At 57.2% G+C, this 26,111-nt stretch carries 29 protein-coding genes; 12 read left to right on the forward strand and 17 right to left on the reverse strand.

What is annotated here, in order from left to right:
- Positions 1-198: 198 nt before the first annotated feature.
- The gene (locus GOV87_RS02655; protein WP_171210739.1) at positions 199-1,824 is read right to left on the reverse strand and encodes an NAD(P)H-hydrate dehydratase; all 1,626 of its coding nucleotides are present in this window, start codon (positions 1,822-1,824) and stop codon (positions 199-201) included.
- Positions 1,825-1,993: 169 nt separating this feature from the next.
- On the opposite strand from GOV87_RS02655, the gene GOV87_RS02660 reads away from it, so the two are divergent.
- The 5 genes from GOV87_RS02660 (at position 1,994) to GOV87_RS02680 (ending at position 6,465) form a co-directional block, all read left to right on the forward strand.
- Positions 1,994-2,332 (forward strand): P-II family nitrogen regulator, encoded by a 339-nt coding sequence (locus GOV87_RS02660; RefSeq protein ID WP_170354532.1) that lies wholly within the window; start codon positions 1,994-1,996, stop codon positions 2,330-2,332.
- Between the two features lie 32 nt (positions 2,333-2,364).
- Positions 2,365-3,771 (forward strand): type I glutamate--ammonia ligase, encoded by a 1,407-nt coding sequence (glnA, locus tag GOV87_RS02665; RefSeq protein ID WP_171122160.1) that lies wholly within the window; start codon positions 2,365-2,367, stop codon positions 3,769-3,771.
- 94 nt (positions 3,772-3,865) lie between these two features.
- Complete coding sequence (locus GOV87_RS02670; protein ID WP_171210740.1) at positions 3,866-4,495, forward strand: MSMEG_1061 family FMN-dependent PPOX-type flavoprotein; 630 nt, start codon at positions 3,866-3,868, stop codon at positions 4,493-4,495.
- A gap of 95 nt (positions 4,496-4,590) precedes the next feature.
- Positions 4,591-5,352 carry a lytic transglycosylase domain-containing protein gene (locus GOV87_RS02675; RefSeq protein WP_171211045.1) on the forward strand — a complete coding sequence of 254 codons (762 nt, stop codon included), beginning with the start codon at positions 4,591-4,593 and terminating at the stop codon, positions 5,350-5,352.
- A gap of 198 nt (positions 5,353-5,550) precedes the next feature.
- Positions 5,551-6,465: a hypothetical protein gene (locus GOV87_RS02680; RefSeq protein ID WP_371813452.1), complete on the forward strand. Its 915-nt coding sequence runs from the start codon at positions 5,551-5,553 to the stop codon at positions 6,463-6,465.
- Between the two features lie 36 nt (positions 6,466-6,501).
- On the opposite strand, the gene GOV87_RS02685 is transcribed toward GOV87_RS02680, so the two are convergent.
- A complete protein-coding gene (locus GOV87_RS02685) occupies positions 6,502-7,245 on the reverse strand; it encodes a DUF3445 domain-containing protein (RefSeq protein WP_171210742.1) in 744 nt (247 codons plus the stop codon).
- A gap of 123 nt (positions 7,246-7,368) precedes the next feature.
- Between GOV87_RS02685 and dddP the strand changes: the two genes are divergently transcribed.
- Positions 7,369-8,712, forward strand: a complete 1,344-nt coding sequence (dddP, locus tag GOV87_RS02690) for a dimethylsulfonioproprionate lyase DddP (protein WP_171122156.1) — start codon at positions 7,369-7,371, stop codon at positions 8,710-8,712.
- Positions 8,713-8,716: 4 nt separating this feature from the next.
- Here the strand turns inward: dddP and GOV87_RS02695 are convergent, their stop codons facing one another.
- Positions 8,717-8,905, reverse strand: a complete 189-nt coding sequence (locus GOV87_RS02695) for a hypothetical protein (RefSeq protein ID WP_171122155.1) — start codon at positions 8,903-8,905, stop codon at positions 8,717-8,719.
- A gap of 241 nt (positions 8,906-9,146) precedes the next feature.
- On the opposite strand from GOV87_RS02695, the gene GOV87_RS02700 reads away from it, so the two are divergent.
- The gene (locus GOV87_RS02700) at positions 9,147-10,361 is read left to right on the forward strand and encodes a bifunctional alpha/beta hydrolase/OsmC family protein (RefSeq protein ID WP_171210743.1); all 1,215 of its coding nucleotides are present in this window, start codon (positions 9,147-9,149) and stop codon (positions 10,359-10,361) included.
- Positions 10,362-10,366: 5 nt separating this feature from the next.
- On the opposite strand, the gene GOV87_RS02705 is transcribed toward GOV87_RS02700, so the two are convergent.
- The 5 genes from GOV87_RS02705 to GOV87_RS02725 form a co-directional block, all read right to left on the reverse strand.
- Positions 10,367-10,723 (reverse strand): hypothetical protein, encoded by a 357-nt coding sequence (locus GOV87_RS02705; protein ID WP_171210744.1) that lies wholly within the window; start codon positions 10,721-10,723, stop codon positions 10,367-10,369.
- A 10-nt stretch (positions 10,724-10,733) separates the two neighbouring features.
- Positions 10,734-11,291, reverse strand: a complete 558-nt coding sequence (locus GOV87_RS02710) for a hypothetical protein (RefSeq protein WP_171210745.1) — start codon at positions 11,289-11,291, stop codon at positions 10,734-10,736.
- Positions 11,292-11,424: 133 nt separating this feature from the next.
- Positions 11,425-12,012: a biotin transporter BioY gene (locus tag GOV87_RS02715; protein WP_171210746.1), complete on the reverse strand. Its 588-nt coding sequence runs from the start codon at positions 12,010-12,012 to the stop codon at positions 11,425-11,427.
- A gap of 76 nt (positions 12,013-12,088) precedes the next feature.
- A complete protein-coding gene (locus GOV87_RS02720; protein ID WP_171210747.1) occupies positions 12,089-12,511 on the reverse strand; it encodes a DUF6314 family protein in 423 nt (140 codons plus the stop codon).
- Positions 12,508-12,840 carry a hypothetical protein gene (locus GOV87_RS02725; RefSeq protein WP_171210748.1) on the reverse strand — a complete coding sequence of 111 codons (333 nt, stop codon included), beginning with the start codon at positions 12,838-12,840 and terminating at the stop codon, positions 12,508-12,510. Before GOV87_RS02725 ends, GOV87_RS02720 begins: the two co-directional genes overlap by 4 nt.
- 88 nt (positions 12,841-12,928) lie before the next feature.
- Between GOV87_RS02725 and purB the strand changes: the two genes are divergently transcribed.
- From purB to GOV87_RS02745, 4 genes are all read left to right on the forward strand, one after another.
- Positions 12,929-14,233, forward strand: coding sequence for an adenylosuccinate lyase (gene purB, locus GOV87_RS02730; RefSeq protein WP_171122148.1), 1,305 nt, complete (start codon positions 12,929-12,931; stop codon positions 14,231-14,233).
- A 376-nt stretch (positions 14,234-14,609) separates the two neighbouring features.
- Positions 14,610-15,152 carry a hypothetical protein gene (locus GOV87_RS02735; RefSeq protein WP_171122147.1) on the forward strand — a complete coding sequence of 181 codons (543 nt, stop codon included), beginning with the start codon at positions 14,610-14,612 and terminating at the stop codon, positions 15,150-15,152.
- 68 nt (positions 15,153-15,220) lie between these two features.
- Positions 15,221-16,312, forward strand: a complete 1,092-nt coding sequence (locus tag GOV87_RS02740) for a flagellar motor switch protein FliG (protein ID WP_171210749.1) — start codon at positions 15,221-15,223, stop codon at positions 16,310-16,312.
- Between the two features lie 107 nt (positions 16,313-16,419).
- On the forward strand, positions 16,420-17,343 hold the full coding sequence (locus GOV87_RS02745) for a lysophospholipid acyltransferase family protein (RefSeq protein ID WP_171122145.1): 924 nt from the start codon (positions 16,420-16,422) through the stop codon (positions 17,341-17,343).
- On the opposite strand, the gene GOV87_RS02750 is transcribed toward GOV87_RS02745, so the two are convergent.
- Positions 17,344-18,045, reverse strand: a complete 702-nt coding sequence (locus GOV87_RS02750; protein WP_171210750.1) for a thioredoxin family protein — start codon at positions 18,043-18,045, stop codon at positions 17,344-17,346.
- A 228-nt stretch (positions 18,046-18,273) separates the two neighbouring features.
- On the opposite strand from GOV87_RS02750, the gene acnA reads away from it, so the two are divergent.
- On the forward strand, positions 18,274-20,964 hold the full coding sequence (gene acnA / locus GOV87_RS02755; RefSeq protein ID WP_171210751.1) for an aconitate hydratase AcnA: 2,691 nt from the start codon (positions 18,274-18,276) through the stop codon (positions 20,962-20,964).
- A gap of 106 nt (positions 20,965-21,070) precedes the next feature.
- Here acnA and GOV87_RS02760 read toward each other — a convergent pair whose 3' ends face one another.
- The 8 genes from GOV87_RS02760 to secF all read right to left on the reverse strand — a co-directional run bounded on the left by GOV87_RS02760 (position 21,071) and on the right by secF (position 26,111).
- Positions 21,071-21,610 carry a DsbE family thiol:disulfide interchange protein gene (locus tag GOV87_RS02760; RefSeq protein WP_171126513.1) on the reverse strand — a complete coding sequence of 180 codons (540 nt, stop codon included), beginning with the start codon at positions 21,608-21,610 and terminating at the stop codon, positions 21,071-21,073.
- Positions 21,603-21,761, reverse strand: a complete 159-nt coding sequence (gene ccmD, locus GOV87_RS02765; protein WP_171210752.1) for a heme exporter protein CcmD — start codon at positions 21,759-21,761, stop codon at positions 21,603-21,605. The genes GOV87_RS02760 and ccmD overlap by 8 nt, the downstream gene beginning before the upstream one ends.
- On the reverse strand, positions 21,758-22,531 hold the full coding sequence (locus GOV87_RS02770) for a heme ABC transporter permease (protein WP_171210753.1): 774 nt from the start codon (positions 22,529-22,531) through the stop codon (positions 21,758-21,760). The genes ccmD and GOV87_RS02770 overlap by 4 nt, the downstream gene beginning before the upstream one ends.
- 61 nt (positions 22,532-22,592) lie before the next feature.
- Positions 22,593-23,249: a heme exporter protein CcmB gene (ccmB, locus tag GOV87_RS02775; protein WP_171210754.1), complete on the reverse strand. Its 657-nt coding sequence runs from the start codon at positions 23,247-23,249 to the stop codon at positions 22,593-22,595.
- Positions 23,246-23,860: a heme ABC exporter ATP-binding protein CcmA gene (gene ccmA, locus GOV87_RS02780; protein WP_171210755.1), complete on the reverse strand. Its 615-nt coding sequence runs from the start codon at positions 23,858-23,860 to the stop codon at positions 23,246-23,248. Before ccmA ends, ccmB begins: the two co-directional genes overlap by 4 nt.
- A 180-nt stretch (positions 23,861-24,040) precedes the next feature.
- The gene (locus GOV87_RS02785; protein WP_171210756.1) at positions 24,041-24,394 is read right to left on the reverse strand and encodes an Mth938-like domain-containing protein; all 354 of its coding nucleotides are present in this window, start codon (positions 24,392-24,394) and stop codon (positions 24,041-24,043) included.
- Between the two features lie 9 nt (positions 24,395-24,403).
- A complete protein-coding gene (locus tag GOV87_RS02790) occupies positions 24,404-25,150 on the reverse strand; it encodes a sulfite exporter TauE/SafE family protein (RefSeq protein WP_171122136.1) in 747 nt (248 codons plus the stop codon).
- On the reverse strand, positions 25,143-26,111 hold the full coding sequence (gene secF / locus GOV87_RS02795; RefSeq protein WP_171126506.1) for a protein translocase subunit SecF: 969 nt from the start codon (positions 26,109-26,111) through the stop codon (positions 25,143-25,145). The genes GOV87_RS02790 and secF overlap by 8 nt, the downstream gene beginning before the upstream one ends.

Here is a 26,111-nt window from a genome sequence, read left to right on the forward strand (position 1 = left end):
AGCGCAACCGCTGCAACCAAACGCCTGTAATATTTATATTATTTAAAATCTCAAAAGGTGTTTCGTTTATTCCCTCCCTACGCTTAAAGAGTGCCGCCCAGCCACGCGTGTTGCAAACATTCGCTGCTGATCCGCAATGCTTCGGTAAGCCAATAGCCGCCGAGATTGATTACGCTCGGCCAAATACCGCCGAAACAATCACATATTCATTTTTTTAAAAACGCAAGGCAATTGTTCGGACAAATCCTCTGCAATCAGCCCGGGACCGAATGTCAGCGCGCATTCAACATGCAACCGGGCGGCAAATTCCGCTGCCTGCATCGGGTCAAATCCCCGCGCCAAAAGCCCTGCGATGAACCCTGACAGCACATCCCCCGACCCTGCCGTCGCCAGCCAGGGCGCCGCGCGCTCATAGAATGCCCCGTTGATCGAGCACCTCCCGTCCGGAGCAGCAATGACTGTATCCGGCCCTTTGAACAACACGACACATCCCGCCCTTTCGGCGGCTTCGCGGGTGGCGTCTACTTTGGAATAGGCCGGGCCTGTGGTCGGGGTGGCTGCCAGTTTCTCGGCAATATCCGGGAACAGCCGCGCGAACTCTCCCCCATGCGGGGTCAAAACGCAATTTTCATGCAGAAGGGTAAACAAGGCCGCCGGATCATCCGCAAAAGCCGTCAGCGCGTCAGCATCCAGCACCGTTCCCCGCCTTGCCTCAAGCGCAACCGGTACCAATTCCCGCGCTCGCTCAACCCCAATACCGGGACCAAGACACAAGGCATTCAGACGTTCATCCCTCAGCACATCGGACAATCCGTCCGCCCCTTCGACCCGCCGCAACATGATCGCCGTCACCTGCGCCGCCACTTCCATCTGAGCACCCGGAGGAACACCCAGCGTCACCAACCCCGCCCCAATCCGCAAAGCCCCCCGCGCAGCAAGCCGCGCCGCGCCAGTCTTGGCTGGACCACCTGAGAGAATAAGGGCGTGACCGTGGGTGTATTTGTGCTGTCCAGTCCACTTGCCGTGGAATCCCCTACTTGCAGGATCAGACGCCAACTGAACAATACTCTTGGCATAGGCGGGCTTTAGGCCGATATCGGAAATCACAAGTTTACCCGAAAGCCCCGGTCCTCCGCCATAATGACCATCTCCCATCAAGAAAAGTCCCAGTTTTGGAGAGTGAAACGAAACGGTCAAATCCGTTGGCAGAGCGCCGAAATTCATTCCGGAATCGCAGCACAGCCCGCTAGGGCAGTCCACTGCTACATATTTCGGCCTGCGATCCTTTGGATGAGTACCGGTGACCGTTGGAACGAACCCATTCCATGTTCGATATGTATCATCCGGCATTGATCTGGTTATTCCTGTCCCAAACAACGCATCGACAACTAGGTCATGCTCTTGCTCATCCAAAATGTCCTCGATTTCTTCATCATCCCAATCATGAACGACGTTGGAGACTGACCAATTTGCAAAATTCTTCTTTGCATCCGGCGGCAGCTTCTCGGCGTCCCCATACAAAAACACCTCAACCTGCCACCCCAGCCCATGCAACAGCCGCGCCACGACAAACCCGTCACCGCCGTTATTTCCCGGCCCGCACAGCACCACAGCGCGCAGCGGATCCTCTTCATCTGGCCCCAAATATCCCGGGGAGCGCGAGGGGCTGGCCCCTCGCCTGCCCAACTCCGGCCATTCCTCGAAAATTGCCTCGACAACACCCTGCCCGGCGCGCTCCATCAACTCCAGCCCGGTGACTTCACCAGACTCAATTGCTGCCTGTTCAATGGCCTTCATCTGCGCGGCGGTCAGTAATTCCGTCATCTCAATCCCCCAGTCGATTCAATACTGATTACTTTTTGTGCAAGTCGATCAAAATTTAACCGACGCACTATTTTCTCTTCACCCAAACAGGGGCAATTACGCAATCAGATTGCCGACCGATCTTAGACGTGGTCAGTCCCAATCTGACAAGAGTTAAAGGGAGCCCGGGATGAAGAAGATCGAAGCGATCATCAAACCGTTCAAACTCGATGAAGTGAAAGAGGCATTGCAGGACGTCGGCGTCCAGGGCCTCAGCGTGATCGAGGTGAAAGGGTTTGGTCGTCAGAAAGGTCACACCGAACTGTATCGCGGTGCGGAATACGTGGTCGACTTTCTGCCCAAGGTGAAGGTCGAAGTCGTTTTGGACGACGATCAGGTCGATGCTGCCATCGACGCCATCGTCTCAGCCGCTAAGACCGACAAGATCGGCGACGGCAAGATCTTTGTCTCGCCCGTTGAACAAGCCATTCGCATTCGGACCGGTGAGACCGGCTCGGAAGCACTGTAATCGAACGCACTCAAATCAGAGGAATAGAAAGTATGAGCAAGGACGCAGTTCTTCAGCTGATCCGTGATGAAGACGCAGAATACGTCGACATCCGCTTTACCGACCCGCGCGGCAAGCTTCAGCACGTCACCATCATGTCCGATCAGGTTGACGAAGACTTCCTGGAAGAAGGCTTCATGTTCGACGGTTCGTCGATCGCTGGCTGGAAGTCGATCGAAGCATCGGACATGAAACTGATGCCCGACACCGAAAGCGCTTATGTCGATCCGTTCTACGCGGAAAAGACCATCTGCCTGCACTGCTCGATTGTTGAGCCCGACACCGGCGAAGCCTATGAGCGTGACCCGCGTGGCACCGCCCAGAAAGCCGAAGCTTACTTGAAATCTTCGGGTATCGGCGATGTGGCTTACATGGGCCCCGAAGCTGAATTCTTCCTGTTTGACGACGTCCGTTTCTCGAACAGCATCAACAAGGTATCCTACGAAGTTGATGCAACCGACGCGTCGTGGAACACAGACACCGAGTACGAGATGGGCAACATGGGCCACCGTCCGGGCGTCAAGGGTGGCTACTTCCCGGTGAACCCGGTTGACGAAGCGCAGGACCTGCGTTCGGAAATGCTGTCGACCATGAAACGTCTGGGCATGAAAGTCGACAAGCACCACCACGAGGTTGCGTCCTGTCAGCACGAACTGGGCCTGATCTTTGACAGCCTGACCAAACAGGCCGACGAGCTGCAGAAGTACAAATACGTCATCCACAACGTTGCACATGCCTACGGCAAATCGGCCACCTTCATGCCGAAGCCGATCGCAGGGGACAACGGCACCGGTATGCACGTGAACATGTCGATCTGGAAAGACGGCAAACCGCTGTTCGCTGGCGACAAATATGCCGACCTGTCAGACGAAGCGATCTACTTCATCGGCGGCATCCTGAAGCACGCGAAGACGCTGAACGCCTTCACCAACCCGTCGACCAACAGCTACAAGCGTCTGATCCCGGGCTTTGAGGCCCCCGTTCTGCGCGCCTACTCGGCCCGTAACCGTTCGGGTTGTGTCCGTATTCCGTGGACCGAAAGCCCGAAAGCCAAGCGCGTCGAGGCCCGCTTCCCCGACCCAGCCGCGAATCCCTACCTGGCGTTTGCTGCGCTGCTGATGGCTGGTCTGGACGGCATCAAGAACAAGATCGATCCGGGCGAAGCCATGGACAAGAACCTGTACGATCTGCCTGCCGAAGAACTGGCCGACATCCCGACCGTTTGCGGTTCGCTGCGTGAGGCTCTGGAAGCTCTGGCATCCGATCACGACTTCCTGCTGCAGGGCGACGTGTTCACCAAAGACCAGATCGACGGCTACATCGCACTGAAGATGGAAGAGGTCGAAACCTACGAGCACACCCCGCACCCGGTAGAATACGGCATGTACTATAGCTGCTGATCCGGATTGGGTTTACATCTACAAGGGCGTCCGTTCGGGCGCCCTTGTTTCATTTGGGGCGATCTTCCAGACTGGGACGACAGGAGGAGATCGCATGGACACTGAATTTTCAGACTTCGTGACCACCACCGAAGAGTTAGAGCAGATAACCGGCGCTCCTCTGCCTCAGGTTATCGCCAAAGAGCTGCTTGCGCTGGATCAGATGTGTCGTGACTTTATCGCCATGTCTTCCTTCTGCGTGATCGCTTCGGCCAACCCCGACGGACATTTGGATGTTTCACCGCGCGGCGATCCGGCAGGTTTTGTTCACGTGTTGTCGGACAGTTTGATCGCAATTCCCGACCGGCCCGGCAACAAACGCGTGGATACGTTTCACAATGTTCTGAAAGACCCCCGCGTTAGCCTGATTTTGTTTGTTCCCGGCAAGATGGAAACACTGCGGATCCGCGGTACAGCCCGTATTTGCGCGGACCCTGCGTTACTAGGGAAAATGGCGGTGCAGGATCACCCACCCAAACTTGCCCTGCTGGTTGAGGTTCAGACCGTTTTTGCCCATTGCCCCAAATGCGTCATCCGATCAGGCATCTGGCAGCCAGACGCTTGGCCCGACTCGTCGGACCTGCCCAACATCAACGCGATGATGGTCAAACACGCGAAGATCAACAAAACGCCTGATGAGTGGTTTGAAAGCCTGAAGGGAACAGGTGAACTGGACCTGTATTAAACTTCTTTGCGCATCGGGGAATACGGCATAGGCTTGGATACAGTATTTCAGCCGACCGGATTTTGACCGTGCTTCGATTAGCCTTCATCCTTGCCATGTCGCTTCCAACGATTGGCGCAGCAGCGCCCTGCGGAAATACCGGCGCAGGTTTTGAGACGTGGAAGTCCGACTTTGCCCGGACAGCCAAACGCGCCGGAGTGAAAAAGCGGGGGCTGCAAGCCTTATCCCAGACAACTTACGCGACGCGCACCATCGCTGCTGATCGCAACCAAAAGAGCTTCAAGTACTCGCTGGACAAGTTCATGCAGGTGCGCGGCGCAAATGCGATCGTCGCACAAGGCCGCAAACGCAAAGCCCGGAACCCACAGTTTTATGCAGCTCTTGAGCGGCAATACGGGGTGCCGGCGGGTGTACTGATCGCGATCCACGGTATGGAAACCGGCTTTGGTAACTTTATGGGGGACAGTCAGGTAGTGTCAGCAATAACGACGCTTGCCTATGATTGTCGCCGATCCGAGTTCTTTGTTCCTCATGCCATCGGCGCCCTTAAACTGGTCGATCAAGGCAGCATTACGACAGCGACACAGGGGGCGAAACATGGCGAATTGGGGCACACGCAGTTCCTGCCCGGTAACGCTCTGACATATGGGGTCGACGCCACAGGCGACGGCAAGGTCGATTTCTACAATATGACTGACGCATTGGCCTCAACCGCCAATTTTTTGCGCAAGAAGGGTTGGAAACCTGGCCGGGGCTATCAGCCCGGACAACCTAATTTTGCCGTCATTCAACAGTGGAACGCGGCCACTGTGTATCAGCAATCTATTGCGATCATGGCCGCCCGAATCGACGGCTGAAGGCGCCACAATTTCAAGCCAGACCTCCTCAATTCCGCCACATTGCTGCCATATACATTAAAAGGCCCCTAAAATGCCTAGGTTTCCAGAGCGTAATCAATCTTGGCGTTTTCTGATTTTTTTCCATTTTCGCCTAAATCTGCCCAATATCGCTTGGTAAATTTGTTTGCACGACGGGATGCGACAAAGGAAAAAGCAGTGACACCGAAGCACAGCTACCATGGCGGTCTGCAATTCAACGGTAATACCGATGGCGCGATCGAGCGGTTCGCAGCAATCGTCGCGGCCACGCTGGAGGACTACGGTCATCTGGTCGAGCGCAAGACCGTTCGGGACACGACCGAAGCCAGCATCGTATCCAGCCAGTACCTCGTGCGCATGACTTTGGACACGCAGGTTGTTCAGACCGAAGACCGCTTTGAACGTATGGATCGTGCGGCGGGTTTGAAAACCATTGAAAGACCCGCTGTAACGCTGCCTGAAAACCGGCTTACAATCACGATCAGCCCGGTATCCGCCCTGTTGGACGACAGTGAGATCTCCGAGCTTATGCTGGTTGTGATCCTGTACCGTATGGTCGACATTTGTGCGACACAGCGGGTTGAATGGCTAACGCCCAATACCGTACTGACAATCGAACAGTTCCTGAGTGCCTTTGACACTCTACCGCCCGCAAAAAAGCGGAATAGAAAACAGATTTTCGAGGCAGTTTCCGGCCCTTTCGCGGGGCAGAAAATTAATGAAGAAGTCCTGGACGAGCCACAAAAAACGGCGCTGAAACCAGCAGCCCGGCCGATCCAGTTGTCGGATGAGCAGTTGCTCAGCATCGCTTTTCGGACAGAAACAGAAACAACCGAGCAGTCATCAGATCGGGACGACACGCCCCCCCTCGACCACGACCAACCCAGTGATATCCTCCGGCTTACAAGCTGGGGGCTCACGGGTGCCGTGGCTAGTGTGTCGGTCCCGATTGCGGCGTCCATGACCGCTGTGAACCTGATCAGGGGCGAAGACTTTCGTCTGAACACGCAGGTACTTGCCTATACGGTCGCGATATCCGCTCTCAGCACAAGCGGTGCGTTCGCCGGCGTTGCCAGCGCCTTGGGCATGTAGTTCACACTCCAAAGACCCTCCTAGGAGGCCCCGCCATCAGGCGGGGTTTTCCATTTTTGGCAGGCTGCTTGCCTCCAGAACATAGGTATGAATTGAAAACACCACCGCTCGGGTCTTGGGCAGTCGCAATAGGGTTTGCCGTTCACTGCGTAAATACCGGGCGTCGCCGGGCGTCGTTGTTTCGCGCCGTGCCTTTTCACTTCGGGGTTGGTGCAACTCGGCATCCTCATACCACAACGCATTGAACCGCCAGAGCGGGCGGTCAGGTTGAATCCCGTCGAACAAACGCTGGACACGACGCGCGATATTCTCGTCATAACTCGCAACCGGCACGTGGATATCGACCAAGGGACGCATGAACTTTTCGGACAAGCGCCAACTGGCAGGAAAACACAGAATTGCACCCGTCAGTACATGCTCATCCCCATGTTTTTGCAGAATGCAGATGTCCTCTTGAACCAGGCGGCACAAAGTATCCATCGGATTTTTATGGTCGACCGACACCTCTTTGCCATCCGGTCTAACGACGTGATCCGAACACCCCGGATAGGCGTGTTGCAGCACGAGGTCCAGAACCTCCTGCGCTGCGGGTTCGGCGGAAGTATCCAACGCCAGAACATCGTCGCGCCTTTCCCTTAGCAGGGCTTCCCGGTGCTGCATCTGGGCGGCAAAGGCGTCATCGCGGTGCAGCCAAGTGTCCAGCGACGTTGGCTGAATGCCCGGCAAAGGCCGGGGGGTCAGCGGGTCATAAGGGATCGCGTTTTGCAGTATGATCGTCATGAGATTCACCTATCACCAGAAGCCCTCCCTGTCGGTCAAAAAGCGACGAACAGGTCGTCGCATTTTTTCCAGACGAGACAGTAATGTTTCTCCACGGTTTACGAACAAGCAGGGAGGCCCAACATGAACGAACACTATCGGGACAACCGCAAGATCGACCCGACAAAAGGAGCCACTCTTGGGGACGGCACCCCGAACGATTTGGACCGGATCGAGATCGGCCCCACCCAACTCGCCTTCGCCGAGTGGGAGGCAGCGGGCCTGAGCCTACCCAACCTGAGCCAGATGCGAGAGTTTAGGTGGAAACGTTTGACGCAAGCAATCGTGGACCGGGGGTATGGCGGTTTGCTGATGTTTGACCCCCTCAACATCCGCTATGCGACCGACAGCACGAACATGCAACTTTGGAACACGCATAACCCGTTCCGCGCGGTTCTACTGTGCGCCGATGGCTACATGGTGATCTGGGACTACAAAAATTCACCGTTCCTTTCGACGTTCAACCCGCTGGTGCGCGAGCAACGATCCGGTGCTGATCTGTTCTACTTCGACCGAGGCGACAAGGTTGATATCGCAGCAGATGTGTTTTCAAACGAAGTACGTGTGTTGATCGAAGAGCATGGCGGCGGCAACAAGCGGCTGGCAGTCGACAAGATCATGCTGCACGGCCTGCGCGCGCTTGAGGCACAAGGGTTCGAGATCACGGAGGGCGAAGAGGTCACCGAGAAAACCCGCGCGATCAAAGGCCCTGATGAAATACTGGCCATGCGCTGCGCCAACCATGCCTGCCAAACCGCCGTGGCCGAGATGGAGAAATTCGCCCGCGCCAATGTGGGCGATGGAAAGACGTCCGAGGATGACATTTGGGCCATTCTGCACGCGGAAAACATCCGACGTGGCGGTGAATGGATTGAAACCCGCCTGTTGGCCTCGGGGCAACGCACGAACCCGTGGTTTCAGGAATGCGGGCCTCGGATCACGCAAAAGAACGAAATCATCGCCTTTGATACCGACCTGATTGGATCTTACGGCATCTGCATCGACATCTCGCGCACTTGGTGGGTTGGGGACAAGAAACCTCGGGCCGATATGGTCTATGCCATGCAGCACGCGCACGAGCACATCATGACCAACATGGAGATGCTGAAACCCGGCGTGATGATCCCCGACCTGACCGCCAACACCCACAGGTTGGACGACAAATTTCAGGCTCAGAAATATGGCTGCCTGATGCACGGGGTCGGACTGTGTGATGAATGGCCGCTGGTTGCTTACCCGGACAAGGCGGTGGAAGGCGCTTATGATTACCCACTGGAACCCGGCATGGTGCTATGCGTCGAAGCCGCAGTCGGAGAGGTTGGTGGTGACTTTTCAATCAAACTCGAAGATCAGGTTTTGATCACCGAGGATGGGTACGAAAACCTCACCACCTACCCGTTCGATCCGATGCTGATGGGACAAAGCTGACCCCTTAGCCAGGCCAGTTTGAACGCCGCACATTGCCGTGCCAGTCTTCGACTTCCGTGCCAACCGACGGGGTCACCAAAGGTTGCGACGAATACTGACCGGCAGCGAAGCCGATAATCCCGGTCAGGACAATCGCGATCAAAATGTCAGGACGCGGGGCAAATCCGCGTGATGCTGTGATGATATGCGCCATGATACCCTCCTTGGCTGCAAACTAATGACAGGCAAAAGATGAGGGTGAGAGATCAATTTTAAAAACGAATATTTATTCGCATCAACATCACAAGCATTGATACTTTAATTTACTCCCCAACATCAGGCGTCCCCGACCTCCCACTGTCGGCTCACCTTCCCGTGACGCTTCCTACATAGGGGTTGAGCAGCCTACTTGTTGACCACAATATTGACGGCATCAAGAAGTGTAAGGAGCCGCCATGCCTACGGAACGCATCACATTCGCCGGTCACGACGGCAACCAGCTGGCGGCTCGCCTTGATCTTCCGGACGGACCAGTTCTGGCAACAGCCTTGTTCGCGCATTGTTTTACCTGTTCCAAGGATATTCCTGCGGCCCGCCGGATTGCGGCGCGCTTGGCGGGTATGGGTATTGCCGTTCTGCGTTTCGACTTTACCGGCCTTGGCCATTCGGAAGGCGAGTTTGCAAACACCACTTTCACGTCGAATGTCGAGGACCTGATCGCCGCAGCCCAGTATCTGGCCGGACGCAACATGGCTCCGTCGTTGTTGATTGGTCATTCGCTGGGGGGCGCAGCCGTATTGCGCGCGCGCGCGGGCATTCCCACCGTCAAAGCCATCGCAACACTGGGTGCCCCGGCCGATCCGGGGCATGTGTCGCACCACTTTGAAAACGCCCTACCCGAGATTCAACAGCAAGGCTCTGCCGAGGTCACGCTGGGCGGGCGCCCTTTCCGTATTGGCAAAGCCTTCGTAGACGACATCTCGGAATCCGCTTTGACACCTGCCATTGCTAATCTGAAAGCCGCGCTTTTGGTTTTGCACGCCCCGTTGGATGAAACGGTCAGTGTAGACAACGCCAGCACGATCTTTCTAGCAGCCAAACATCCCAAAAGCTTTGTGACGCTGGACGATGCGGATCACCTGATCACTCGAGCAGCGGATGCTGAATATGCCGCTGACGTAATCGCGGCATGGGTCACACGTTATGTTCCTCTGTGTCCGCCAGCCCCTCCGCCGGGCGCGCCCGAAGGTGTCATGCGCGTGACCGAGGCTGATCCCGCGGGGTTTCTGCAGGATATCCAGTCCGGCCCCCGGCATCACGCCGTAGCCGACGAGCCCGCCTCGTACGGAGGCACCGATCAGGGCATGTCGCCCTACGGCTTTGTGTCGTCAGGGTTGGGTGCCTGCACCTCGATGACGATCCGCATGTATGCGCGACGCAAGGGTTGGCCGTTGACCGGCATCACTGTCGATGTCTGCCACGACAAGGTTCACGCGCAGGACGCTGGATTGGTCAGTGATGGCAAAGTCGACTTGTTTCGGCGGAAAATCCGTCTGGAGGGTCCGCTTGACGAAGCCCAACGCGCGCGCCTGCTAGAGATTGCCGACAAGTGTCCTGTACACCGGACACTTGAGGGCTCAGCTCAGATCACGACCGAGCTCCTGACCTGACGAACTCAGCGCCGTGGGGCCGGACGGTGAATTGGCGGTCGGGCTGCGGGTGGCCGCGCGACAGGCGGGCGGGGACGCGCCGGTGGTTTGGCCACGGGAGGTCTGGGGCGTGCGGGCGGCTTGGCCACGGGCGGTTTGGGACGCGCTGGTGGTTTGGCCACGGGCGGACTTGGACGACCTGGGCGGTCTACGTCAATGTCGATGTCCACGTCGTGATAATAGTCGTTCCACAGCATCGAGTCGTAGAACGGATCGTACCCGTACCCAACCCCGACCGTCACGCCATCACAAGCCGACAAGGTAAAACTTGCAGCACCAAGACCCAGCGCCAGAATAGACCGTTTCAACAGTTTATGTGTCATCCGAGCCTCCTTACTGCGCGGACCGGAACGATGCGAACACAGCGTTCAGATCGTCCACATAGGCCGGATCAGCGCCGTCGCGCAGTACGGCTATGATCACCGCGACACGGTCGCGCGGCAGGTCAATCACGGTAGCGGTAAAGTTCACGCCACGCCCCTCGCGCGTGCCTGTCCCTCGGATCACTCGGGCAGGCAAACCACCGATCTGCGTAGTGACGGTCTCGGAAACGTTGGGGTCTTTTACAAGGAACTTGTCTATATCCTGCAGGTAACGAAGCCCTCCGTCGATTGAGGCGACACCGGCAGGCGAAACAAACCCCATCCACGCGCCGTCATCGGTCACGGGGCGAACGCCAATCACGCGCGCAACGGCGCGCGGGTCGCCCAGTTCGGTATCCTCAATCTCGCGCGGGCCGCCGGTACGGACCGCCCAGAAATCAGGGACTGCAAAGCTGAACAGGGCACGCCCTTGGTCTGTGTAAGTGATCGGAGTATCCGCAACAGCCGGAGCACCGCCCAACAGCAATGCCGCGCACGTGGGCAAGACGGCAGCCAATCGAATATGCATGTCTCAAAAACCTTTTGTTTCAGTCAATTTAAACTGAACTGTGGCGGTGCGACTTGTCCAGTATCTGAATGCAACAAAAAACCCGCGCCGGGTCTTCCCGGCGCGGGTTCATTCATTGCGAATATGCCGTGGATCAGGTGCGGGCGTCGCCGATCAGCTTCCACAGGCCAGGGATCAACAGCGCAGCCAAAGCCAGCTTGATCGCGTCACCCACGAGGAACGGTGTCAGACCCCATTCCAGGATTGGCTTGTCCCAGCCATAAAGCTGACCCAGCCACAGCAGGCCGGGGACATAGATCAGGACGTTGGCCAGAACCAGTGCCAGCGCCAGCTTGCCAACCGAACGGTCCCAGCCGCGCGCAGCCAGAGCGCCCAGCAGGACGGTCGCCATCAGGTAACCCACCAGATAGCCGCCAGTGCCACCCATCATGTAAGTCAGGCCGAATTTTTCAGCCGAAGACCCGGCGAAAACGTCAAAGCCCAGCGCCCCAACCAGCAGGTAACCCAGCATCGTCACCAGACCCAAACGGGCGCCATAGGCGGTGCCGATGGTCAAAACAGCAAAGGTACCCATCGTGATCGGCACTGGCCACATCGGTACTTTGATTTTCGCGGCAACGGCCAGGGCAACGATGCCCAGCGCAACCAGAACAACCTGCTTGACGCGCAGCGCTGTTCCCTCGCGCGGACCAATCGCGTTGGCCAGAACATTTGCATTCATCTTCACTTCTCCCAATTCGGACCGAAATTCTGCGACAGCAATGCCCTGTCGTAGCTAATTCTGCAAGATGATTACGCTACCGCAGCATAAATTCCGTGTCCATTTCATAGGATTTTCGAGGTCCGGACACGATCCACCGCACCTTCCAATGCGGCCAGTTCGAGAAATCGTACTCTGCATCATAGCTGTCCGGCGGGCAGTCATGGTGATCCGACGCAAACGTCTTTCCTAGCTTTAGCGTGTGGAAAAAGCGGCCGTCGTCGAAATGCACGGCGATACCATCGCCGCCATCACGCCAAAGATAGCGACGCGTTCCCTTCATAGCTGGTTGCCCCGGAAGGCGCAAAGTAACGTCTTCATCATAGACCAGCCCATCGTCAGACCGGCTCAGGATCGCTGTTCCGTCTGCGCGCACGACGTGCCCTGCCCTGGCATCGCGAATGACACGGGTCAGGCTCCAGCGGCCCTCAAAGTCCGAAAGGCTTTGCGGCAAGGTCATTTAGCGTAAGTTCCGTCTGTTAGCTCGCCATTGCTGTCGACAAACCGAATGATATGCCCCGAACGGTGCACGTCATAACAGGCCCAAAGCTCTGACGGGGGCCAGACCGAGCAGTATTGGTCCCCCCGCACAACCCAACGCCCCGCGCTTGGACCGCCTGAGAAGTAGTTTGTCACCCCAGATGCGTCGAATGTCTGCCAGATGCCTTTGCCGTAGCCAAGCTTATGGCCGGTCAAAGCCTCCAGAATCTCATCTCCAGTCAGCGCGCGGAACTCCTCTGCGGCCAAAATACTAGGCCAGAGCAACAAAATCAGGGCAAACCGTCTCATACCTGCACTCGTACCTTGTTCCCACAGACCTGCACGGCTAAACCCCGCGCCAACGCCTCATCCCAATCACAAAAAGGTGCTGCCGCCAATGATTCCCCGCTATTCCCGCCCCGAGATGGTCGCCATCTGGTCGCCCGAGACCAAGTTCCGCATCTGGTACGAAATCGAAGCCCATGCCTGCGAAGCCATGGCCGATCTGGGCGTGATCCCGCGCGAAAACGCCGATGCTGTGTGGAAAGCCAAGGACGTGGAATTCGACGTGGCCCGCATTGACGAGATCGAGGCCGTCACCAAGCACGACGTCATCGCATTCCTGACCCACCTGGCCGAGCATGTGGGCAGCGAAGAGGCCCGCTTTGTGCATCAGGGCATGACGTCTTCGGATGTGCTGGACACCTGCTTCAACGTACAGCTTACCCGCGCGGCAGATATCCTGATCGCTGATCTCGAAGGTCTGCTGGCTGCCCTGAAACGCCGCGCTTACGAGCATAAGGAAACTGTTCGTATTGGCCGCAGCCACGGCATCCACGCCGAACCCACAACTATGGGCCTGACCTTTGCGCGTTTCTATGCTGAGATGGACCGCAACCTGTCCCGTATGCGCGACGCGCGTGCCGAGATCGCCACCGGCGCGATCAGTGGCGCGGTCGGTACATTCGCCAATATCGACCCGCGCGTCGAAGAACATGTCTGCGATCAACTGGGTCTGGTGCCCGAGCCGATCAGCACGCAGGTTATCCCCCGCGACCGCCACGCAGCCTTCTTTGCAACGCTGGGCGTCATCGCCAGCAGCATTGAAAACATCGCCATCGAAGTCCGCCACATGCAGCGGACCGAGGTTCTGGAGGCCGAAGAGTTCTTTTCGAAAGGTCAAAAAGGCTCGTCCGCGATGCCGCACAAGCGCAACCCGGTTCTGACCGAAAACCTGACTGGTCTGGCCCGACTGGTTCGTATGGCCGTAGTCCCCGCAATGGAAAACGTGGCCCTCTGGCACGAGCGTGATATCTCGCACAGCTCGGTCGAGCGCAACATCGGCCCTGATGCCACCGTTACGCTGGACTTTGCCCTGTCACGCCTGACCAGCGTGGTCGACAAACTCGTCGTCTACCCCGAAAACATGCTGGCCAACATGAACAAGTTCCGTGGTCTGGTCATGAGCCAGCGCGTGCTTCTTGCCCTGACCCAAGCTGGCGTCAGCCGCGAAGACGCCTATCGTCTGGTACAGCGCAACGCGATGAAGGTTTGGGAAGAAGGCAAGGACTTCAAAACCGAGCTTCTTGGGGATGCCGACGTTACCGCCGCCCTGAGCACTGATGAAATCGAAGAGAAATTCGACCTCGGCTACCACACAAAGCACGTCGATACGATCTTCGCCCGTGTTTTTGGAGAATAAGTAAGCCTATTCAAACAGCGAAAACGGCCCGGACCTCAAGATCAGGTCCGGGCCGTTCTTTTTGCCAGAACGTTCATTTTCGGGTAACATGTCGGTGTATTTCCGAACAGGAGACCCAAAGATGATCCGCATCCTTCTTTGCGCACTTGCACTTTCTTGCACAACTTCCGCCGCGTTGGCCTGCAGCGGCCATTCAAAGCAAACGCAATCCTGTGCGCCCGGCACCTATTGGGACGCCGATAGCCATAGTTGCGCAAAAATTGTGAATAGCTGAGAATATCTTTCCTACTTGTGAATAAAAGCGAGCGAACTGCTGGTAGCTTTTCGCCAGAACGCGCTAGTTTGGTCAGAACGGCCCAGATAACGGAGTAGGAAAATGCGCATCGTATTCGCTTCAGCTATTGTCCTTCAGGCATTCGCATTCGCACCTGCGTTGCACGCAGCAGGCGGGGACAGCGCAAGCCCTCCCAAGCCGACGAACACCACCAAGAAATGCCTGTTCGGACGCGTTTTTGACAAAGAACGCGGTCGCTGCGTCAAGCCTGACAAAACAAACTTCACCCAAGACGAACTTTATGAGGCCGTTCGCGAATTGGCTTATGACGGGCAGTTTGAGAATGCGCAAAGCATTCTGCAGGTCATGGATCAGAACGATGATCGCGTGATGACATACTGGGGCTTCACCTACCGTAAGATAGGCGAACTAGAGTTGGCGAATGCTTTCTACACCAACGCGATTCAGGCGAACCCGGACAACCTGCTGGCCCGGTCCTACATGGCACAGGGTTTTGTTTCAGAAGGAAAAACCGACCTCGCGATCGAGCAGTGGCGTGAAATCAAAGCACGCGGCGGCGAAGGTACATGGGCCGAAGCGTCGCTGCGCGAAGCGATCCGCACAGGCCTGACATATAGCTACTGAGGTTCAGTCTTTCTTTACCCGACTCTCGCTAACCTGACTGCGGAACAAAAGAGTGGCACCGCAGGCAGATGCAGGACTCGAATACTTTGGTACAGGTGGCATCGGGCGCAAACGCCCCGTTGCCCGAACAAAACCACGAAACGCCGCGTGTAGTTCCACGCAAGCTCAGCAACAGGCAAAAGGCTGCGGTCGTCGTGCGCCTTTTGTTGAACGATGGCGCGGATATACCCCTGGAAGAGCTTCCGGATGCGTTGCAGGAAACGCTGACCCACCAACTTGGCCAGATGGGCTTGGTGGACCGCGTAACACTTGACGCGGTCGCACAAGAGTTTGCTGAGGCTTTGGAAAGCGTCGGCCTGTCTTTTCCGCATGGACTTGCGGGGGCTCTGGACGCGGTGAACGGGAAAATTGCACCCACAACGGCAGCGCGCCTGCGCAAGGTCGCAGGTGTGCGTCAGGTTGGTGATCCATGGGAACGCCTGCGCCAGATCCCGCCCGAGGAATTGGCTGAGATGGTTCAAGCGGAAAGCACCGAAATCGCCGCTGTCATGCTGTCAAAACTTGAAACAGCAAAGGCCGCGCAGCTTCTGGGGCATCTTCCGGGTCCGGTCGCGCGACGTATTACCTATGCCATTTCAAAAACCGCCAATGTCACCCCCGAGGCCGTTGAACAGATCGGGTGGTCTCTTGCGGCGCAGCTCGATCAGCGCCCTGCCACAGCCTTCGCTGACGGGCCCGGGGAACGCGTAGGCGCCATCTTGAACCAATCTGCCGCCGCAATGCGAGACGGATTGCTTGTCGCGCTGGACGAAGAGGATTCGGATTTTGCCAGTATCGTAAGACAGTCGATCTTTACCTTCGCGCATATCCCTGCGCGCCTGATGCCTCGGGATGTACCTGCTGTTTTACGAGGGGTGGACCAGCCCGTATTGGTCGCAGCCCTCGCAGGCGCAGAAACCGACGGGGACAAGGCTGCTGTGGATTTTATGTTGTCCAACATGTCGTCGCGCATGGCTGAAAATCTGCGCGACGAAATCGGCGAACGCGGCAAGGTCAAACAGGCCGAGGCCGAAGACGCCATGGCACAAACCGTTGGCGCCGTTCGGGCCTTGGTGGAAGCCGAAACCATCACATTGATCGAGGAGGAGAAAGAAGAATAGGCCGACGCAACTGCGCAAACCACTGGCTCTGCGTTGAATGCTTGTGGTTACGGGTTCCGGCTTGTATGTCTGACCCGGCAATTTCAAATAGTCGCCGAGACCCCCTGATGCCCGTTGAAAAGTCTGAACTCAGCCGCTTTGAGCTTGGCAAATACTACCTGACAGGCCTGTTTCTCAAGGGCGTCGTGGGAACCATGCGGCTTTTGCCTTATGAACGGCGCATCGCTACGATGGGTGCTATTGTGCGCGGTCTTGCCCCTGTAGTGGGCTTCTCGAAACGGGTCCGCAACAACCTGAACCTGACCTGCCCCGAGCTTTCCGAAGCCGAAGTGGCGCGTATTTGCCGTGCCGTTCCCGACAATGCGGGCCGGGCGATCATGGAGCATTTTTCGCCCGAAGGGTTTACTGAGCGTCAGCGCACTGCAAAAATCTCGGGCCCCGGGGTCGAGGCATTTGATGCAGCCATTGCCGAGGGAAAGCCGATCATGATGATCACGGCGCATTTCGGGCACTATCTTGCAGCGCGCGTCGCGCTACAGGCACGAAGCGGAAAAGCAATCGGTTGCCTGTACCGCCGTATGGCGAACCCCTATTTCAACGACATGTATGTGGATGCCTTCTACAAAACCGGAGCTCCGATGTTCGAACAAGGACGCCGTGGCATGGTTGAAATGGTGCGCTCGTTGAAAAAGGGTGAGATCATCGCGATCGTTTCCGATCTCCATGCCCATGGCGGAGAGGAACTGATGTTCTTTGGCAAACCCGCAGTCACATCAGTGCTGAACGCGGAACTTGCGATGAAGTACAAGGCAGTCATGATCCCCTGTTACGCCGTACGGCAAGAAAATGGGCTGGATTTTGAAATTGTGCTCCACGATCCGGTGCCGCACACCGATGCCAAAACGATGACTCAGTACACCAATGACGATCTGGAATCCGTAGTCAGACAGCACATGGGACAGTGGTTCTGGATTCACCGACGCTGGAAACCATGGAACGGGCTTGGGGTTCAACCCCAAGACATGCCCTGATCATTCCACCCGAGCAGCGGCAATGATGGGGCCGTGCCCCACCCTCTGAACAAAAACAACGGCTGGCAGGTCGGATACCAATGAGACGGAAAACTCTTGCGGGGCATCGCCGGTCCACTGACCGGCGATCTGCCAGCTTTCGACCACGTTTGCGTAATCCAGTTCATGCCCGGCCAACTCACCGCGCCGTATCGACGCGTGACGCATCGGCGAATACTGGACAACCCGAATGTCAAACAGCGCGCCCTTTGGCACATCAACCGGGGTCACGTCGATTGTCACCTGATCCCCTGCATGTTTCGCCGTTACAGATGCCTCGGGCGCTGCCTTCAAATGCGCATCAATCAGTTTGTCCAATTCACGAGATTGCGCGCCAACGACGTCCTGCTGGCCATTGACCACCATCTGCGGCGTATAGATCATTGTCCGACCGCCCTCGCGGGCATAGGCTCTCTGCCGTGTTGTATGACCGGGGTCGGCGTATTCGTCTTTCCAACCAATGTAGTCCCAGTAATCCACGTGCAAGGCCAGGCCGATGACATCCTCTCGGCTTGCAAGATCGTGCATGATCCGATCCGCAGGCGGACACGACGAACACCCCTGAGATGTAAACAACTCGACCACCACCGGATCACTTTCAGCAGCGGCTGACGTAGCCAAAAGCAGGGAAACGAACGCAGTCAACTGAGCGATTCTGGACATTTTGGTCTCAAGATTTTGTACGGTGCCCAGTCGGTTTAAACGGATCGTCGTTCAACCTCCAATCAAGGTTTCTTGAGAGTCTGGAAATAGGCGCCGGGAAAAATGTGTGCAATGGTATACAAAAAACAGGGTGTTGAGCGCCTAGAACCTTGAACCGCGCGCTGTGGTAATGCAGATAACCATCAGCGAGTCCCAAAATCCAAGTCATTTGAGAGGGAGGCCAAAATTATGCCCATCAAAGTCGGACAGGATACCGCCAAGACACGTCGCAGCCTGAACGTGAATGGCAAGTCCATCTCTTATTATTCTATCCCCGCGGCGCAGGATGCCGGTCTGGGTGACTTTTCCAAATTGCCAGCCGCGCTGAAAGTGGTGCTAGAGAATATGCTGCGGTTCGAGGATGACGGGTTTTCCGTGTCCGTCGACGACATCAAAGCCTTTGCCGAATGGGGCGCGAATGGCGGTCAGAACCCGCGTGAGATCGCCTATCGCCCGGCCCGCGTGCTGATGCAGGATTTCACCGGCGTTCCGGCGGTGGTTGATCTGGCCGCGATGCGCGATGGCATCAAGGGATTGGGCGGCGACGCGCAAAAGATCAATCCGCTGAACCCGGTCGATCTGGTCATCGACCACTCGGTCATGATTGACGAGTTCGGCAATCCACGCGCGTTCCAGATGAACGTGGATCGCGAATATGAGCGCAACATGGAACGCTATCAGTTCCTGAAGTGGGGCCAGAACGCGTTCAACAACTTCCGCGTTGTCCCCCCCGGAACCGGCATCTGCCACCAGGTGAATCTGGAGTATCTGGCACAAACCGTCTGGACCGACACGGATCAGAGCGGCGAAGAAGTCGCCTATCCCGACACTTTGGTCGGCACCGACAGCCACACTACGATGGTCAACGGAATGGCAGTTCTGGGTTGGGGCGTCGGCGGAATCGAGGCCGAAGCCGCGATGCTGGGTCAACCAATCTCGATGCTGATCCCCGAGGTTGTGGGCTTTGAACTGACCGGCGAGATGGTCGAAGGCACAACCGGCACCGATCTGGTACTGAAAGTGGTCGAAATGCTGCGCGAGAAAGGCGTGGTAGGCAAATTCGTCGAGTTCTATGGCGAGGGTCTGGACCGTCTGCCGCTGGCCGACCGGGCGACCATTGCGAATATGGCCCCGGAATACGGTGCAACCTGCGGCTTCTTCCCAATCGACGGCGAAACGCTACGCTACATGCGTAATACCGGTCGCGACGAGGATCGTATTGCGCTGGTCGAAGCCTATGCCAAGGAAAACGGGTTCTGGCGCGGCGCGGATTATGCGCCGATCTATACCGACACCCTCTCGCTGAATATGGGGACTATTGTCCCCGCGATCTCGGGTCCGAAACGTCCTCAGGACTATGTGGCGTTGACGGATGCGAAGGCCGCGTTCACCAAAGAGATGGCCGAGACTTTCAAGCGCCCGATGGGCAAGCAGGTCGAGGTCAAAGGTGAAAACTATGGCATGGAATCGGGCAAGGTCGTGATCGCCTCGATCACTTCTTGCACCAACACGTCGAACCCCTACGTGATGATCGGCGCGGGGCTTGTGGCACGCAAAGCAGCGGCATTGGGTTTGGATCGCAAGCCGTGGGTCAAAACCTCACTGGCGCCGGGGTCGCAGGTCGTGTCCGCCTATCTGGAGGCCGCGGGTCTTCAGGAAGATCTGGACAAGATCGGATTCAACCTTGTTGGTTATGGCTGCACCACCTGCATCGGTAACTCAGGTCCAATCCAGAAAGAGATCTCGGAAGCCATTGCCGAAGGCGATCTGGTCGCCACTTCGGTTCTGTCGGGCAATCGCAACTTTGAAGGCCGCATTTCGCCCGATGTGCGCGCCAACTATCTAGCCTCGCCGCCGCTGGTCGTGGTCTACGCACTTGCCGGCACTCTGGACATTGACCTGACGTCGGAACCGATTGGCCAGGACATGAATGGCAACGATGTCTTCATGAAGGATATCTGGCCGTCGACCCAAGAGATTGCCGAACTGGTTGAACAGACGGTGACCCGCGAAGCGTTCCAGTCGAAATATGCCGACGTCTTCAAGGGCGACGAAAAGTGGCAGAGCGTTGAGGTTCCCCAGCAGGAAACCTATGACTGGCCACCCGCGTCGACCTACATTCAGAACCCACCTTATTTCCAAGGCATGGGCGCTGAGCCGGGCACCATCTCGAATATCGAAGGAGCCAAGGTTCTACTGATCCTGGGTGACATGATCACCACCGACCATATCTCACCCGCTGGGTCGTTTGCGACGACAACGCCAGCTGGAAAGTATCTGATCGACCGGCAGGTTCAGCCGCGCGAGTTCAATTCTTACGGGTCGCGCCGCGGCAACCACGAGATCATGATGCGTGGCACCTTCGCCAACATCCGCGTCAAGAATGAGATGTTAGATGGTGTTGAAGGCGGCTACACCAAAGGCCCCGATGGGCAGCAAACCTCGGTCTACGAGGCATCGATGGCTTATCAAGAACAAGGCACCCCGCTGGTTGTCTTTGGCGGTGAACAATATGGCGCGGGTTCTTCGCGGGATTGGGCCGCCAAAGGAACAGCATTGCTGGGCGTCAAGGCCGTAATTGCCGAAAGCTTTGAGCGCATTCACCGTTCGAACCTTGTTGGAATGGGCGTGATCCCGTTCGAATTCACCGGCGGTGACACCCGCAAGACGCTGGGCCTGAAGGGCGACGAGACTGTTTCGATTGAAGGATTGGACGCGGTCGAGCCCCTGCAAGAGGTGCCCTGCACAATCGTCTACGGTGACGGCACCGAGAAAACCATCACTCTGAAGTGCCGCATCGATACCGCGCCCGAGATCGAATACATCGAAAACGGCGGTGTGCTGCAATATGTTCTGCGGAACCTCGCCAAGGCGGGGTGATCGTTGGGTAAGCCCGAACAATAAAGGACGCCTGCGGGCGTCCTTTATTCTTGCGAGGCTCTGCCTCGCGCTCCGAAGTATTTTTCAACAGAAGAAGGGGCGAGGTTTAGTTGGCTGCCGCTTTTTCTAGGGCCGGTCGGATCGTGCTTTCGATCACGCGCTGCGTTATTGGTCCGGGAAACCGCAAGATGATCGTGCCCTGCCCGTCTATGACATAGGTTTCAGGCACGCCGTAAACGCCCCAGTCAAGGCCCAACCGCCCCTGTTCATCCCGACCAATCCCGGCATAGGGATCGCCCAGTTCGGACAGGAAACTTTCGGCATTGTTCAACTGATCTTTGTAGTTGATTCCATAAACCGGGATACCCTCATCCGACAGAGCTTGCAGATTAGGATGCTCGACCCGGCAAGGCGCGCACCAACTGGCCCAGTAGTTCACCAACTTGACCTCGCCATCGCGCAGCGTGGCGTCATCAAAGCTGGCTTTGCCGGGAAATTCGGTCAAAACGACGGGCGGCGCCGGATGCCCCTCCAAAGCCGATGGGAGTGTTTCATCAGACCCGCTTTGCAATTGCACCAAGGCTGTGATCGCGAAAATTCCAAAGATCACTGGCGGAGCGATCATCAACGGCGAGATTTTAGCCATTTCGGGTCATCCTGTCCTCGACCTTCTCAAGTTCGGCCCTGACCTTGCGCCCTCGCATTACGCTAAATGCGACCAGCACCACCAACAGGCCGACGGATACGACATAAGACCAGATAACCGTATCGGCGTATTTTCCAAGATCAGGGATCATCCGTTTACCCTTTCCCGTGCCAGCAGCGCCTTGATCCGGCGCGCGCGAATTTCCGTACCCGTGCGGTACAGCACCAGCGCAATGAACAGCAGGACAAACCCGATGATGCACAGAAGCAGCGGGTAGAAATAGATGTTGCTGACCTTTTCTTCTGTATCCGTTCCGGTAATCGCAGCAGCGCGCATTACCGAAGCCCCTTGATGCAGGCCCTGGTTCCAGAAATTCACCGCATAGCGGCTGAGGATCGCAAAGACCGAGCCCACCAGACACAGGACCGATGTCAGGTCGGCGGCTGTATCAGGGTCTTCGATCGCTTCCCAGAGGGCCACGTAGCCCAGGTAGAACAAGAACAGGATCAGGAACGAGGTCAGGCGCGGATCCCACGCCCACCAGGTACCCCACATGGGTTGGCCCCAGATTGCGCCCGTCGCCAATGCGATCAGTGTCATCACGATGCCGATGGGGGCAGCCGCGCGGGCCGCCAGCGCGCTGACATGGTGACGGCGTACCAGCCAGACCAACGAGGTTACCAGCATCATCAGCCAGCAGTTTATCGCCATCAGCGCCGCAGGAACGTGCAAGTAGATGATCTTGACGGTCGAGCCCTGTTTGTAGTCATCCGGCGTAAAGAAAAACCCCCACACCAGCCCCACCACGATGCTCGCGACAGAGGTGATCCAGAAAAACGGCATCACCCGTTCGCTGGTGGCAAGGAACTTGCGCGGGTTGGCGTATTCCCAGAGGGCGTTGGCTTTGGCTGCGATAGACATGGGCCTTATCTAGTCCGAGTCGGTTTCGTTCTCAATTGACCTTGGTCAATCTTTAAATGGGTCACCGAAGGTTGATACGCAAAACGGCGGCGCTGGCAAAGGGCAACAGCGCAATTGTCGCGGCGGTGATCCCGGCCAGCATGAGCAGTGGGGTCTGTGTCTCCATCCCCGTGGCACCACGCCGGGCGACTTCGGCGCCAAAGATCAGCGTGGGGACATAAAGCGGCAGGACCAGCAGCGACAGCAGCAAGCCGCCACGTTTCAGGCCCACGGTCAGGGCAGCGCCGAAGGTTCCGATAACGCTCATGGCCGGGGTGCCGATCAGCAGCGAGATGACCAGCCAGAAATACCCCGGCACCGGCAGGTTCAGCAGAACGCCCAAAAAGGGTGCGGCCAGAACCAGCGGCAGGCCAGTGGTCAGCCAATGGGCCAGAGCCTTGATCGTCACTACCGATTCCAGTGGCAGCGGCGCGGTGGCCAGCAGGTCAAGCGAGCCGTCCTCCCAATCCAATGCCAGCAGGCGGTCCAGCGATAGCAGGCAGGCAAGCAGCGCGCCTAGCCACAGGATACCCGGCGCGATGGTCGACAACAGCGAGGATTGCGGCCCGACCGAAAACGGCACCAGCACAGTGGCAATCAGGAAGAAGGCCAGTCCCAGGCCAAACCCTCCGCCCGCGCGGAAGGCCAGTTTCAGGTCACGCAGCAGCAGAGCGATCACAGGAAACCTCCGTCGAAATCGTCAATGGGTTTGGGTTTGGCCTTGTTGGGGCCGACATCCAAAACCTCTCCATCCAGGCCGAGGTCGATATGGGTGGCGATCAGGGCCGAGCCCCCCTGGCTCAGATGCGCACGTACGGCATCAGCGAACATTCTCACCGCATTTTTGTCCAGCGATACGGTGGGTTCGTCCAGCATCCAGATCGGCCGCCCCGTGACCAGCATCCGCGCCAACCCCAGCCGCCGCTTTTGTCCGGCCGACAGGTTGCCCGCATGCCGGTCCGATAGCTCATTCAGAGCAAATGCGTCCAATGCAGGCTGTATTCCCCTTGTGCCAAAAACCGATGCCCAAAACGCCAAATTCTCGACCACACTCAGAGTTGGCTTTATCCCGTCAGAATGCGACGCATAGGCAATCTGATCCTCGGCCCCCTCGATTTGACCTGCGATGGGAGGTTGCAGCCCCGCAAGTGTCCGAAGAAGGGTTGTCTTCCCGATCCCGTTCGGGCCGCGCAGGATCAGCGCCTTGCCGGGCTGAAGCGCAAAGTTGAGCCCTTCGAGCACGGGAACGCCCCCTCGGGCGATGGCAAATTCAGTTACAGTCAGTGTCATGTCCTTCGCTTAACGGATTGCACGAACGGACAAAAGGAAGGATTTACAGCAGAACTTGAATAGGGTTTGTAGTGACACTGGAGGAAGCGAGGGGCCTGCCCCGCCGCCAATGGCGCTTGAACCAAAGGCGCGCCTATGCCGGCTCCCCGGGATATTTTTGGCCAGATGAAGACGGATCCCTTAGACAGGGATTAGGGCCAGCGCGACGCGGCGCCCCTCGGACAGCAGTACATTATACGTGCGGCAGGCAGCGGGAGAGCTCATGATCTCGACCCCGATGCCCGCGCTTTCAAGTTTGGTCCGGAGATCGGCCGGAATATGGGCAAGTTCGGCCCCGGTACCGATGAACAGTACATCTATGTGATCGGCCAACGCCAACAATGCGGCTTCGTCCGAATAGCCATTCCAAACCGTTGTCCCCTGAGGGCTGGTCAGAACCGTCCCTTCGTGGACCTCACCGCCAATCCGGAAGAACCCCGGGCCATAGCCGTCAATGGGTACTGCGTTGTTATACGTGATCTCATTCAGGCGCATGGATGCGTTCTAGCCCCAAAGAGGCAGGCCGGACAAGGCCGCAAGCGCGATCGCAAGATAGGCAGCAATGCGATAGGCTTTTTCACGCGAGGGTCGAAACAGCCAGCCACCGAGCCAATTGCCCAAAAAGTTCGGAATCGCCAGCAGAAATCCCAATGCAGCCGCAGACAACGTGACCAATCCCATGCCGGACAAATAACCCAAGATCAGGAAATCGAAGGCAAACAGAAAAAGCAAAATAGTGGCGCGGATAACTTCAATCGGCAGAGGGCGAGACATGTAGAAAAGAATGACGGCTGGCCCTGGCAGCCCCGCCACACCGCCCAGAAAACCTGCCGCGGCACCGATGCTCATAACCATCTTTCGACCGACGTGACCGTGATAGCGCAGCCCCGAAATCAAGATCACCAGCATTGCAATCGCCAGAATACTGACCGTATAGCGAAAAACGTCCGGCTCAACTTGGGTCAGCAGCCACAATCCCACAGGCAGCAGTATCGCGCAGCCTCCGACAAGCCGAAGCAAGTCGCCTCGATCGACAGCCCCCCAAGCGCGGCGCAAATTCGGCAGGGGTCCGAAGATATCCATAATGGTCAGGCCGATCAGCGCCCCAAACGGGCCAAGGTAGGGTGTTGCGATCGGTAAAAAGATCAGCGCGGTTCCAAAGCCGGAAAAGCCGCGAACTATACCGCCCAGAAAGGCCGCGAAAATAATGACGGCCAGCCCCGTCGGGGACTGGCCGAAAACATCAGGCATCGACGTTGGCAAACTGGTTGCCCGCCGTGTTCGACGGCTTGGACCAGTCGCGTTTGACCCCCAGCCACAGCAGGATGGTCGACGCCACGAAGACCGAGGAATACGTCCCCACGATCACACCCCAGATCATCGCAAAGACAAAGCCTCGGATGACGTCCCCGCCCAGTACGTACAGCGATATCAGCGCAAGCAGGGTTGTGACCGAGGTCATGACCGTCCGGCTGAGGGTTTCGTTGATCGAGATATTCAGAACCTCTTTCAGCTCTTTCTTTTTGTATTTGCGCAGATTTTCACGGACGCGGTCGAAGACAACCACGGTGTCGTTCAGCGAATAGCCCACGATGGTCAGCAGTGCCGCGATGATGGCCAGATCGAAGCGGATTTGCAGTTCCGAGAAGATGCCGATGGTCAGGATCACGTCATGCACAAGCGCGGCCACCGCCCCCAGGGCGAACTGCCATTCGAAGCGCAGCCAGATATAGACCAGCACGGCCCCGATCGCGAGGACAACGGCGATCACAGCAGTCTGAATCAACTCACCCGAAACTTTGGGGCCGACGGATTCGACGGATACGAAAACAATGTCCGGGGCCGCCCCTTTTAGCGCTGCTTCTACGGCCGTGACGGTTGCGGCCGAAACAGCCTCGGCATCGGCTTGCGCCTGAATACGGATCATTGCGACGTTTTCGTCTTCACCGAAGGTCGGATCGAAAATCTCTGTGATAGTTACATCACCCAATTCCAGCGGCGCAATGGCATCGCGATAAGCGCCTACGTCGATTTCCTGCGCTGATTGGGTGCGGATCGTAGTGCCTCCTCGGAAGTCGATACCGAAGTTCAGCCCTTGCAACAGGAAAGACGTGAAGGCGATCACCATCATCAGCCCCGAGATGCCAAGCCAGATCTTCCAGCGACTGAAGAAATCGAACGAGGTGTTTTGCGGGACAAGTTTCAGTCTCAT

This window comes from Ruegeria sp. HKCCA5426, assembly GCF_013034585.1.
Taxonomy (GTDB): domain Bacteria; phylum Pseudomonadota; class Alphaproteobacteria; order Rhodobacterales; family Rhodobacteraceae; genus Ruegeria.